Annotated in this window: 11 protein-coding genes; 6 read left to right on the top strand and 5 right to left on the bottom strand. The window is 72.3% G+C overall.

Features of this window, described 5'->3' with window-relative positions:
* A partial coding sequence (locus ACSNOH_RS29150) for a helix-turn-helix domain-containing protein (protein WP_436724435.1) occupies positions 1-984 on the top strand: 984 nt, incomplete at its 5' end.
* Between the two features lie 72 nt (positions 985-1,056).
* Positions 1,057-1,734 carry a dioxygenase gene (locus ACSNOH_RS29145; protein WP_436724434.1) on the top strand — a complete coding sequence of 226 codons (678 nt, stop codon included), beginning with the start codon at positions 1,057-1,059 and terminating at the stop codon, positions 1,732-1,734.
* Positions 1,735-1,790: 56 nt separating this feature from the next.
* Here the strand turns inward: ACSNOH_RS29145 and ACSNOH_RS29140 are convergent, their stop codons facing one another.
* Entirely contained in the window at positions 1,791-3,512 is a 1,722-nt protein-coding gene (locus ACSNOH_RS29140; protein ID WP_436724433.1) for an acyl-CoA dehydrogenase family protein, read from the bottom strand.
* Positions 3,513-3,628: 116 nt separating this feature from the next.
* A complete protein-coding gene (locus ACSNOH_RS29135; RefSeq protein ID WP_436724432.1) occupies positions 3,629-4,186 on the bottom strand; it encodes a PadR family transcriptional regulator in 558 nt (185 codons plus the stop codon).
* Between the two features lie 134 nt (positions 4,187-4,320).
* On the opposite strand from ACSNOH_RS29135, the gene ACSNOH_RS29130 reads away from it, so the two are divergent.
* The 3 genes from ACSNOH_RS29130 to ACSNOH_RS29120 all read left to right on the top strand — a co-directional run bounded on the left by ACSNOH_RS29130 (position 4,321) and on the right by ACSNOH_RS29120 (position 7,893).
* The gene (locus ACSNOH_RS29130) at positions 4,321-5,790 is read left to right on the top strand and encodes a hypothetical protein (protein WP_436724431.1); all 1,470 of its coding nucleotides are present in this window, start codon (positions 4,321-4,323) and stop codon (positions 5,788-5,790) included.
* A gap of 135 nt (positions 5,791-5,925) precedes the next feature.
* Entirely contained in the window at positions 5,926-6,813 is an 888-nt protein-coding gene (locus ACSNOH_RS29125) for a hypothetical protein (protein WP_436724430.1), read from the top strand.
* Positions 6,814-6,906: 93 nt separating this feature from the next.
* A complete protein-coding gene (locus ACSNOH_RS29120) occupies positions 6,907-7,893 on the top strand; it encodes an NAD-dependent epimerase/dehydratase family protein (RefSeq protein WP_436724429.1) in 987 nt (328 codons plus the stop codon).
* A 34-nt stretch (positions 7,894-7,927) separates the two neighbouring features.
* Here ACSNOH_RS29120 and ACSNOH_RS29115 read toward each other — a convergent pair whose 3' ends face one another.
* Entirely contained in the window at positions 7,928-8,287 is a 360-nt protein-coding gene (locus tag ACSNOH_RS29115) for a zinc ribbon domain-containing protein YjdM (protein WP_436724428.1), read from the bottom strand.
* Between the two features lie 95 nt (positions 8,288-8,382).
* Complete coding sequence (locus ACSNOH_RS29110; protein ID WP_436724427.1) at positions 8,383-9,102, bottom strand: transglycosylase SLT domain-containing protein; 720 nt, start codon at positions 9,100-9,102, stop codon at positions 8,383-8,385.
* A 512-nt stretch (positions 9,103-9,614) separates the two neighbouring features.
* Between ACSNOH_RS29110 and ACSNOH_RS29105 the strand changes: the two genes are divergently transcribed.
* The gene (locus ACSNOH_RS29105) at positions 9,615-10,229 is read left to right on the top strand and encodes a hypothetical protein (RefSeq protein WP_436724426.1); all 615 of its coding nucleotides are present in this window, start codon (positions 9,615-9,617) and stop codon (positions 10,227-10,229) included.
* A 56-nt stretch (positions 10,230-10,285) separates the two neighbouring features.
* Here ACSNOH_RS29105 and ACSNOH_RS29100 read toward each other — a convergent pair whose 3' ends face one another.
* Positions 10,286-11,305: a lytic polysaccharide monooxygenase auxiliary activity family 9 protein gene (locus tag ACSNOH_RS29100; protein WP_436724425.1), complete on the bottom strand. Its 1,020-nt coding sequence runs from the start codon at positions 11,303-11,305 to the stop codon at positions 10,286-10,288.
* Positions 11,306-11,365 lie beyond the last annotated feature (60 nt).

Here is an 11,365-nt window from a genome sequence, read left to right as displayed (position 1 = left end):
CCGCCCGCCGACCCCCTCCCCCTGCACCGTCTGCACGTCGCACCGCCGCAGGTGCCGCCGTTCGCCATGGGCTCCTTCGACGCGTTCGGCCCCGACGCCCGGGCGGGCTACCCGCACCGGCACACCTTCTACGAAGTGGTCTACGTGACCGGAGGCGCGGGCGCGCACGTCATCGATCTCGTCCGCAGGCCGCTCCAGTTACACCTTCCGCACCTGTGCGTCATCCTGCCCGGCCAGGTGCACTACTGGGGGCGCGTGTCGGGCCTGCGCGGCGAGCTGATGCTCTTCGGCGAGGACTTCCTGCTGAGCCATCCCGGTGACCGCGAACTGCTGCACGCGCTGGGCGAGCGGCAGTGTCTCCGGCTCCCCGCCGCCCGCTCCGGCGAGGGCGACGACGCCGCGGGCATCGGCTCGCTGGTGCGGGCGATGAGCGCGGAGTACGCGGCGAAGGCGGAGGGCTACGCGTCCGTCCTGGAGGCGTACCTGCACATCCTGCTCGTCCGCGCGCTGCGCCTGCCCGGCGTGCGAAGACCGGCCGCCGCGGCGGCGGAGGCCGGCACGGGCGCCGGTGCCGGCACCGCGGCGGGACGGGCCGCGGACGTCGCCAAGGAGTTCGGCCTTCTGCTCACCGCGACCGCGGGCGCCGAAGGGCCGGTCGGCGCGTACGCGGCGCGCGTCGGCGTCTCGGTCGGCTATCTGAACGAGGCCGTCAAGCAGGCCACCGGCCGCACGCCCGGCGAGCTGCTCCGCGCGGCCCGCACGCTGGAGGCGAAGCGCCTGCTGACGGGCACCGCGCTCGGCGTCGGCCAGGTCGCGCGGCGTGTGGGCTTCGCGGATCCCGCCTACTTCTGCCGCTTCTTCCGCCGGGAGACCGGGGTCAGCCCGGGCGACTTCCGCCGCCGGGCGGCGGCCCGTCCGGGCAGCAGCGGGAATCACCACGTTCACCGTACGGAGTCCATCGCTCCGCACGGCTCGCCTCCTTAGGTTCATCGGTGAACCGGCCGGTCCCGGTGAACCGGCCGGCCGGTGAACCGACCGATCCCGAGGAGGCGGACCATGACGGACGATCACGCCCGCGCGGACGATCCGCAGGCGGCGGGCCGGCGCCCGCTCAGCCGCAAGACCCTGCTCAAGGCGGCGGCGCTCGTCGCCCTGCCGCTGCCCGCGCTGCTCGGCGGCGGCCCGGCCCTCGCGCGCGACCACCGGCCCTCGGACGGCCCGCTGCCGCCGACCCCGTACTGCGACGACGGGGACGACCCGACCCCGCCGCAGATCGAGGGCCCGTACTTCAAGCCCCGCTCCCCCGAGCGCGCCTCCCTGCTGGAGCCGGGGACGCGGGGCACCCGGCTCACGGTCAGCGGCTACGTCTTCGGGACCGCCTGCCGGCCCGTCGCCCACGCCCTCCTGGACTTCTGGCAGGCGGACGACGCGGGGGTCTACGACAACACCGGGTACCGGCTGAGGGGCCACCAGTACACGGATACCCGGGGAGCGTTCAGGCTGACGACGATCGTGCCCGGGCTCTACCCGGCCCGCACCCGCCACCTCCACGTCAAGGTGCAGGCCCCGGGCGGCCCGCTCCTGACGACGCAGCTGTACTTCCCGGGCGAGCCCCGCAACAACACCGACCCGCTCTTCGACGCGTCCCTGCTCATGAACGTCCGCCCGGCGGGCCCGGGCAAGGAAGCGACCTTCGACTTCGTCATCGACCCCGGGAACGGGCTGCACGGGTAGCCGGCGGGGGCGGTGGGGCGTGCGGCGGCGCGCCCCACCTCCGCGTCACCGGACGGCTACGGCGCCATCTCGTACGCCCCGGACAGCGCCTCGACCCGCTCCCACACGCGCGCCGAGCGGGCGTCGTCGACTACCGGGCGGCGCACCGCGCCCAGCGCCCACTCCTGCTGTTCCACGGTGGCCGAGTCCTTGCCGTGCAGCTCGACGGCGTGCGCGGAGAAGTCGCGGACGAGGACGGCGAACAGCTCGTCCAGAACATCCTCGTCGAGGCCGGTCAGGCGCGCCTGCTCCAGGATCAGCTGACCGTGGACGACGAGCGCGAAGAGCTGGCCGACGGCGAGGAGGAGATCGAGGTCGCGGCTCTGCTCCTCGCCGGGGGCGGCGGTGGTGACGAACGTGCACAGGGCGTCGGCCTGCTCCCGGAAGCGGCCGACGTTGGCCACGTGGGCGTACGCGTCGTAGGCGGCGCGCCAGTCGTGGAAGCGTATGGAGCCCAGGCCGCGGGCGGGCCCCTGCCGGAAGAGGAACGCGTCGTCGGCGGCGTCGAGGCGCGTCGGCACGGGCTCGTACTCAGCCGGGTTGAGCAGGTGGTTGGCCATGAACTTGAGGATGAGGGCGAGGTTGACGTGGACCGTGCCCTCCAGCTTCGGCAGGCCGCGGATCTCGGTGGCGGCCTGGGCGAAGTAGGTGTCCTTCTCGAAGCCCTTGGCGGCGATGACGTCCCACATGAGGTCGATGACCTTCTCGCCCTCCGTGGTCACCTTCATCTTCGTCATGGGGTTGAAGAGCAGGTAGCGGCGGTCGTCGGGCCCGGCGGAGCGGAAGTAGTCGACGGCGCGGTCGCTGAAGAGCTTCATGCCGACGAGGCGGACGTAGGCGTCGGTCAGCTCGCGGCGCACGTGCGGGAAGGCGGTCACGGGGCGGCCGTAGAGGATGCGGTTGTGGGCGTGGGTGACGGCCTCGTACATCGCGTGCTCGCAGATGCCGATGGAGGCGGTGCACAGGTTGAACTTGCCGACGTTGACGGTGTTGAGGGCGGCGTCGAAGGCGGCCCGGCCGGTGTGCAGGACGTCGCCGGGGGCGACCGGGTAGTCCTCCAGGCGGAACTCGCTGACGTACTTGGAGGAGTCGACGACGTTCTTGACCAGGTGGTACGCGGTGTGGCGGCTGTCGGCGGCGAAGAAGACGTAGCCGTCGGGGCCCTCGACGTCGGTGCGGCGGCCGAAGACGGAGACGAGGCCTGCGGCGTTGCCGTTGCCGATGTAGTACTTGGAGCCGGTGGCCCGGAAGCCGCCGTTGCCGTCGGGCTCCAGCAGCATGTCGGTGGAGTAGATGTCGGCGCCGTGGGTCTTCTCGGAGAGGCCGAAGGCGAACACCTCGCCCTCGGAGAGGAGTTGCGCCGCGCGGGCGCGGGCCTCGGCGTTGTCGCTCTGCCAGACCGGGCCGAGGCCGAGGATGGTGACCTGCCACGCGTACCAGTAGTCGAGCCCGTAGAAGCCGAAGATCTCGTTGAGGGCGGCGATGCGGGCGGTGTCCCAGCGCTTGTCCTGCTGCCCGCCGGCGGCCGCCGCGGGGGTCAGGAACGTCGCGAACAGGCCCTCCTTGGCGGAGAACGCGAGGAAGTCGGACAGCCAGGCGCGGGAGCGGTAGTCCTCGATCAGCTTGCGCTTGCCGCGCTCCTCGAACCAGTCGACGGTGGCGCGCAGCAGCCTGCGGGTCTCGGGGTCGAAGTGCGCGGGGTCGTAGGTGCGCGGGTTGAACAGGAGCGGGTCGGCCATGGAGGGTCGCCTTTCCGGCTTGTCGGAGGGTGCGGGGACGAGAACGAATTTCGTGAAGAGGAATTTCCTGAAGAGGAATTTCGTGAAACGGCTGAACGGCGGCGGGAGGGGCGGGGTCAGCGCCCGGAGCGCAGCCGGTGGAGCGTGGCGAGGACGTCGTCGAGCCAGGCGAGCGTCATCCGTTCGTACGCGATGCCGCCGCGCAGGACGACGTGCTGCAGTTCCTGCCCGGCGTCGGGCGGTCCGGGCGCGTCCGGTCCGGTGAAGTCGCGCAGCTCCCCCGCGAGGTAGTGCGCGAGCCGGTCCGAGTGGGCCCGGTGGTGCCGCTCGACCTCGCGGATCAGCGCGGCGGGGTCGTCGAAGGCCGCGCCGCGGATCTTCACGGCGAGGTCGTGCCGGACGCTCTCCGGTTCGATCGGCTCGTGGAGCCATGCGGAGAGGGCGGCCCGGCCGGGGGCGGCGACGGAGTACTCCTTCTTGTCCGGGCGGCCCTGCTGCGGCACCTCCCGGACGTCGAGCCGTCCGTCGGCCTCCATGCGCTTGAGGACGCGGTAGATCTGCTGGTGGGTGGCGGTCCAGAAGTAGCCGATGGACCGCTCGAAGCGCCGGGCCAGCTCGTAGCCGGAGCCCGGCTTCTCCAGCAGGGAGACGAGGATCGCGTGCTCGAGCGCCATGGCAGGGATCCTGCTATGCAACTCGTTTCATAGACAAGGGGCGCCGCGCGGGTGAGACGCGGCTCACGGCCGGCCTCCGGGCCGGGAAGCGGAACCCGGTCCTCACCCAGGGCGTCGTGAAGATCGTGACAGGCATGGACACCACAACTCTCGAAGCGCTCGCGGCCTCCTGGGACGACATCCGGGAGAACCACCAGACCTTCGGCAACAGCGACTACGACCAGGTGGTCCGGGACTGCGCGGCCCGTCTCGCCGCCGACCCCGGCGGCGAGACGGCGCACATCTGGACCCTCGGGCTGGCGATCACGGCCCCCTACGTCGCCTGGCTGCCGGGCGACGGCGTCCGGGACAGCGCCGTGGCAGCGCTGGAAGCCGCCGACGGCGCGCTGCGCGACCGGCCCTGCGACCACAGCTCCCACCCCTACCGGGACCACGACGACCAGGACGACATCCACCTCTCCGGCCTGCTGAGCCGGCTCGCCGGCGAGACGGCCGGGTGGGACGAGGAGCAGCCGCGGGAGGCGTGGCTCTGCCCGCGCAACACCGCCGGTTTCGCCCGGATCGCCCTCGACATCATCGAGCCGGGATCGGTCACGGACGTCCCGCCGCGCATCCCGGTCGACGACCGCGGCACCATCGCGACGCTGTCCGCGCTGCTCCACGGCTACCCCCGGCCGGGGACCGACATCAACGAGGAGATCTCCTGGCAGGCGCGGTCCCTCGCCGACGCGGAGCCGGCGGACCGCGCCGGACGCTTCCAGGTCGTCAGGGCGGTGTCCTGGTACGCCGTTTCCGGCATGGTCCGCACGAAGTCCGTCCTCGACGAGCTGGCCGGGGCGGTGGAGAAGGCCCTGCCCTACTTCGAGGAGGCGACCTGCACCCACGAGCGGCATCCGGTCCTGCCCGGCACCGGCCCGGACGCCGCCGAGCTCGGCGTCATACTGAGCAGCCCCGGCGGGCGGGGCGTCTACGAACGGATCCGCACCGAGTCAGGCCGGGGCGCTCCGCTGGAGAAGGTCATCTGCCCCGTCCTCATGGCGGAGGCCTCCCAGGCCGTCCTGGACCGGCTGCGCGAGCGGCGCGAAGAGCTCTTCGGGCACCGCGACACCTCCCACTGCGACGCCGAGTACCTCCGCGCGGACGGGCGGCTGGAGATCGAGAAGATCACGGACCGGATCGAGTACTCCGGACGCAACGAGGAGTTCGCCGACGACCTGGGCCTGTGGGCCGCGCGGCGGTACGAGCAGGCCGGCGAACGGGAGCGCGCCGTACTGCTGCTCACCGTCTACCAGACGATGAAGATCTCGTACCCGAGCCCGCCGCTCCCCGTCGTCCGCGGCGCCCTCGCGATGCTGCGCGCGGTGACCGCCGCGCCCCTGCCGGACGCGTGCGCGCACGAGGACGCGCACCCGACACTGCGGTACGCGAAGTTCCGCCGGGGCATGCCGCACTTCTACGCCCCCGAGGAGTTCCCGCCGCCGGACGAGGAGTGCCGGAGCGCGCAGGCGTGGACGTGCCCGCGGTTCGCCGCGGCGGTCGCCGAGGAGTGCATCGGGGGCCTGGACGGGCTCTACGAGGACGAGGGCGAAAACGAGGAGGAGTAGCGCGCAACACGGCCGTTCCGGACGCCGATGGGGCGTGAACCGGCCACCCCCGGCCGTCCGTGCTCCCCGTCGGCGGAGGGCCGGGATCCTTGAATGGTCCCGGTCACGCAACCGGCCGAACGAACGGGGAACCGCATGCTCGGATGGGGGAAGTCGGCGGACGACGGATCGGCGGGGCGGATCCTGGAGGCCATATCCGGCCTCAAGGGCGAGCTCGGCAAGGCGCTCCGGGACGGGTTCCTCGAACTGCGCCGCCAGAACGGCGAGCTGCGCGAGGAACTGCGCGAACTGCGGCGCGCCGTGGGCGAGGCGCACAAGGACGCCGCGGAGCACTGCCGGGAGACGGAGGCGCTGCGACAGGAGCTGCTGCAGGAGCTGCGGGCCGCGGAGGCCGCCCGGCAGGAAGCGGCCGGGAGGCGCACCGAGGCCGAGACGCTCACCGGAGCCGGGACGCTTACCGGAGCCGGGACGCTCAAGCCGCTCGCCGAGGCGGGGGCACTCGCCGAGGCCGGGTCCGGCACCGGTCGCGCGGACCGCGAACCGCCCGCCCGGGACGGCGCACCGGCCGCCGCGCCTCCGGAGCCCGGAACGGCCGTGGACGCGCATGCGGCGCTGCTGGAGAAGGCCGCGGGCATCAGCGCCGCGGAGCTGATCTGCCACCGCGACACGTGGGCGTTCATCGTGGAGCAGGCCGCCCGCAACGCGCACTTCAGGGTTCCGGGCGAGCTTTCGGCGGTCGGGAAGGACGGCGCGGCGAGCGTCGTCGTGTCGGGGCGCAGCCTGATGGCGATCCTCACCGCGCTCGACACCGTACGGCAGCAGGGGCGCGCCGCCGATCCGGGCGACTACGCCCTGGCCAGGAAGTTCTACGACCGCATCACCGCCGTCGTGCAGACGGTGGGCCCGGTGCCGGGCGGCGACCACCCGCAGGCCACCGGGCGCACGGAGGCGGAGACACCCCGGCGAGCGGTGATCGTGATCGACGACCGCCCGGCACGGCAGGAGGGCGGCGACCAGGGCTGACCGGCATGACGGCGGCCTGCCTTCGGCCTGGCGCGGCTCTGCCCTCGGCGAATTCCTGTTCGCATGCCGGGGTTCCGGTGTTTGGGTGGCGGGATGGAGATCCTGATTCTGGGCGGTACGGCGTGGCTGGGCCGCGAGGTGTCACGGCAGGCGGTCGAGCGCGGGCACCGGGTGACGTGCCTCGCCCGCGGAGAGAGCGGAGACGTGGCGGAAGGAGCGGTCCTGGTGACCGCCGACCGGCGCGACCCCGCGGCGTACGAGCCGCTGCTCGACCGGGACTGGGACGCGGTCGTCGAGGTGTCGTGGCAGCCCGGCTTCGTCCGCGGGGCCCTCGGCGCGCTGGCGGGCAGGGCCCGGCACTGGACGTACGTCTCGTCCGTGAGCGCCTACGCCTCCCACGCGACGGCGGGCGCGGACGAGTCGGCGGCGCTGCTGGCCCCCACGAACCGCAGTGAAGCGGACCGCGAGGTGTACGGCGAGGCGAAGGCCGCCTGCGAGCAGGCATCGGCCGCCGCGCTGGGTGACCGGCTGCTCATCGCGCGGGCCGGCCTGATCGGCGGCCCCGGTGACCATACCGACCGCTCCGGCTACTGGGTCGCCCGCGCGGCGCGGGACCCGCACGGGCCCATGCTGGTCCCGGCGGCTCCGGACCTGCCGACGCAGGTGATCGACGTGCGCGACCTCTCCGCCTGGCTGCTCGACGCGGCGGCGGCCGGCACCACCGGGACGTACAACGCCGTCGGCCCGGTCGTGCCCTTCGGGGAGTGGGTGGGACTGTCCCGCACCGTCGGCGGGCACACCGGCCCGGTGGCCGGCGCCGACCCGGCATGGCTCGTCGCGCAGGGCGTAGCGCAGTACATGGGGCCCGAGTCGCTGCCGATGTGGGTGGCCGAGCCCGGCCTGGCGGGCTGGGCGGCCCGGAGCGGCGCCGCGGCCGGCGCCGCCGGGCTGCGCCACCGCCCGCGGGCGGAGATGCTCGCCGACACGCTGCGCTGGGAGCGCGAGCGGGGCCTGGACCGGGTGCGGCGCGCGGGGCTCAGCGCCCGCCGGGAGCAGGAACTGCTCGCCGCCCTCGGCTGAGGCCCGGCCAGCCGCACCGGTCAGGCCTTACGGATCAGGCCTTACGGACCACGCTGGACTTGAGCTGCATGGCGCCGAAGCCGTCGATCTTGCAGTCGATGTCGTGGCCGTCCGTGCCGCTCACGAGACGGATGTTGCGCACCTTGGTGCCCGCCTTGATCCCGGTCGGGCTGCCCTTGACCTTCAGCGTCTTGACCACGGTCACGGTGTCACCGTCGGCGAGGACGTTGCCGACCGAATCCTTGATCACTGCGCCCTCCGGCGCGGCGGTGGCGGCGTCCGCGGATGCCGCGGGCGACCACTCGTGACCGCACTCGGGGCAGATCAGGAGCGCCCCCATCTCGTAGGTGTAGGCGCTGGAGCACTCGGGGCACGGCGGCAGGGTCTCGTTCACCGGAAGAGTGTAGTTGAGCCAACGAAGGGCGGTGGCGCTCCGGGATTCCGGGGTGCCACCGCCCTTCGCGGCGATGTTCAGCTACCTGCTGTGGATCAGTACGCCGAGTTGACGTTGTCCATGGAGCCGTACTTGTCGGCCGCGTAGTTACAGGCAGCAGTGATGTTGGCGACCGGGTCGTAGATGTCCCAGGACGTGCCCTCGACGTGATACGCCTTGAAGGTCGGGTCGATCATCTGCAGCAGGCCCTTGGACGGCACACCGTTCACGGCGTTGACGTCCCAGTTGTTGATGGCACGCGGGTTACCGGTCGACTCACGCATCACATTGCGCTTAATGCCGTCGTAGGACGCCGGGATGCCCTTGGCGCGCAGAATGTCCAGCGCCTCACTGATCCAGCCGTCGACGTTGTCGGCGTACGCCTTCTTCGCCGGGGCAGCGGGCTTGGCCGGGGCGGCGGGCTTCGCCGGCTTGGCGGGGGCGGCCGGCTTGGCCTCAAGGGCCTTGCGCTCGGTGGAACGGTTGGCGGCCTGCTTCTCGGCCCGCTCCTTCTCAGCGCTCGCCTTACCAGCCTCAGCCTTCGCAGCCGTCACAGCAGCAGCGGTCTGCTGCTCCAGCACGTCCTGCTGCGTCTCACCGAACGCCTCAGCACTCCACGCCACCGGCTTCACCGAAGCCGCAGAGGCAGTGTCGGCGGCGAACGCGTGCGGGGCGACGGCCACCGCGACGACCGCGGCACCGGTCGCGGCAATGCCGGCGACGGAGAACTTGTGAATCTTCGGAAGACGGGTATAGCCGGAGATGGTGGAGCGCATAAGAGAGCTGAACCTTCCAATCGCGGATGTCGCCTGGCCCTGAAGCGGCGCAAAAACGAAGCGCCGTTTCTCGGTCGACGGCGCCCAGCGACCCCGCAATTGTTAGCGGCGGCGAAAACCCGTGACAAGCACTGTGACCTACTACCGGCTTTCATGGAAGTAAGCGATCACAGCCCCTCAGCCCTCCCCTATCCGGAGCATATCCACTAAGCCTCTTAGTAAGTGATCCACGCCTCATGGGCCTCCTCACACCGCACGCCCTCCGGCGTGACGCCGAGCGAGCGGACCCGCGCACAGCGTCAGCCGTTCCGCGGTTTTGATCAATTCACCGCAGCCGGGGGTCCGAATTGCGCTCCATGACGCCCGTGACCTGCGCGGCTTGCGATTCCACGCTCGGAGTGTTCAGTCTTATCCGGCGCTTAGACCGGCTTTCCCGAGAAAAATTCCCATGACCAGTAATGAGTCGGCCTTACCTCCGTAAGGTTCCGCGTTTGGAGAATCGCTTGTCCGCTATGCCGTCCGAACCGCCGCTGTCCGTCCTCCACCCGCGCGGCCCGCTCCGCGCCGCAGCCGCGTCGTCCGGCGCCCGGCACGCAAAGCCGCTGGGCCTGTACGACTCCTGGTGGACGGTGGCCGGCGCCGGCTTGATGATCTGCGGGGCCTGGGCCGTCTGCGTGTGGGTCTCCGCGCACCTGCAGGCGGACGCGACGCTCCACACCGCCGCGCTCTTCGTGCACCTCGCCGGCCTTGTGCTCGGCTTCGGCGCCGTGCTCGTGGCCGACTACTACGGGCTCCTGTGGATCACCGGGCGCTGCAGTCTCCGCGAGGCCCTCGGCAGCGCGGGCCGCCTGCACACGCCCATCTGGGCGGGTCTCGTGGCACTGGTCGCGAGCGGCATGCTGCTCCACCCCAACCCCTCCGCCACGCTCACCGCCGTCAAATTGGTACTGGTCCTGGTCCTCAGCCTCAACGGCCTGCAGGCGGGCCTCCTCAACCGGCGGATGGCCGAGCAGAGCTCGGCCTCCCCCTCGACGGGCGTCCTGGTCTGGGGCGGCGCCACGGCCCTCGTCTCGCAGATCTGCTGGTGGGGCGCGGTCGGCATCGGCTTCCTGAACACCCAGCGGTAGCGCCCCACCGGCGGCACGTCACCAGGGGCGGGATCCCCCGGCGCCCTTACGAACGGTTACGAACCGCTTCGGGCCGCGCGTCGGCGCACCGCCAGGAACAGGGCGGCGCCACCGGCTGCCACCGTTCCCGCACCCGCGACGGCCAGCATCGCCGTACGGTTGTCGCCGCCGGTCTCGGCCAGGCGTCCGCCCTGGGCGGCGGGAGCGGCGGGAGCGCCGGCGGCCTTCGCGGCCGTCTGCGGCTCGTGCCCGCCCATGGCGTGCGCGTTCTCACCGTGCCCGGCTCCGCCGTGCCCCGCCTCGCCCGGGCCGTCGCCGCCGTGTCCACCGTGGTCGACAGTGGACCTGGGGGCTTCCTCGGCGATCTGCGCGTCGCTCGGAGCGGACGCCTCGGGCGCCGGAGCCGCCACGCCCTTCGCGGCCACGGCCTTCCCGCCGAAGTCGACGTCGGAGCAGGTGTAGAACGCCTCGGGGCTGTCCGAGCGCTGCCAGATGCTGTAGACGAGATGGCGGCCGGACTTCTTCGGGACCGTCCCGTCGAAGACGTAGCTGCCTGCCTTCAGCGTGGGGTCGGTCGCCTTGGCGAACGGCTTCGCTTCGAGGTCCGACCACTTCAGCGGCTTCCGCGGGTCGTAGCCGTCCTTGGTGACATACAGCTCGAACGTGCCGCGGTGCGGGGCGGTCGCCCGGTAGGTGAACGTGTGCTTGCCGGGGGCGAGCTTCGTGGCCGGCCAGTCGGCGCGGGCCGCGTCCAGCCCCTTGTACTTGTCGCGCCCGGCGCTGCAGAGCTTGCCGTCCGGGATGATCTGGCGGTGGCGGCCGGCGGCGGTGCCGAGGTTGACCTCGTTCCAGTCGTAGAGCGGCTGGGTGCCGCCGGCCGCGACCATCGCCTTGCAGGCCGCCGAGCGCGGGTGCTCCGGGCCCTCCGCGAAACAGGCGGACACCCGGCTGACCGGGTCCGTCATGGAGCCGTGGGCGGCGGCCGGCCCGGCGGCCGTTGCGGTGAGGGCGAGGCCGAGGGCGAGGGGCGCAACGCCGAGTGCGGAGATGCGGACGGCCTTGTGGCGCGTGGGCATGGGGGGTGTCTCCTTCATCGTCTTGAACTCGAAAAGGAACCGTGGGGGGGAACCGTGGGG

The sequence above is a fragment of the Streptomyces sp. URMC 127 genome, from assembly GCF_051386535.1.
Taxonomy (GTDB): domain Bacteria; phylum Actinomycetota; class Actinomycetes; order Streptomycetales; family Streptomycetaceae; genus Streptomyces.
This window is presented reverse-complemented; position numbering and strand designations above follow the sequence as displayed.

Excerpts from the sequence above, each read along its gene's own strand:
- ACSNOH_RS29130 (WP_436724431.1), top strand. The coding sequence starts at position 4,321 with ATGGACACCACAACTCTCGAAGCGCTCGCGGCCTCCTGGGACGACATC.
- ACSNOH_RS29105 (WP_436724426.1), top strand. The coding sequence starts at position 9,615 with ATGCCGTCCGAACCGCCGCTGTCCGTCCTCCACCCGCGCGGCCCGCTC.
- ACSNOH_RS29125 (WP_436724430.1), top strand. The coding sequence starts at position 5,926 with ATGCTCGGATGGGGGAAGTCGGCGGACGACGGATCGGCGGGGCGGATC.
- ACSNOH_RS29145 (WP_436724434.1), top strand. The coding sequence starts at position 1,057 with ATGACGGACGATCACGCCCGCGCGGACGATCCGCAGGCGGCGGGCCGG.
- ACSNOH_RS29110 (WP_436724427.1), bottom strand. The coding sequence starts at position 9,102 with ATGCGCTCCACCATCTCCGGCTATACCCGTCTTCCGAAGATTCACAAG.
- ACSNOH_RS29100 (WP_436724425.1), bottom strand. The coding sequence starts at position 11,305 with ATGCCCACGCGCCACAAGGCCGTCCGCATCTCCGCACTCGGCGTTGCG.
- ACSNOH_RS29135 (WP_436724432.1), bottom strand. The coding sequence starts at position 4,186 with ATGGCGCTCGAGCACGCGATCCTCGTCTCCCTGCTGGAGAAGCCGGGC.
- ACSNOH_RS29140 (WP_436724433.1), bottom strand. The coding sequence starts at position 3,512 with ATGGCCGACCCGCTCCTGTTCAACCCGCGCACCTACGACCCCGCGCAC.
- ACSNOH_RS29120 (WP_436724429.1), top strand. The coding sequence starts at position 6,907 with ATGGAGATCCTGATTCTGGGCGGTACGGCGTGGCTGGGCCGCGAGGTG.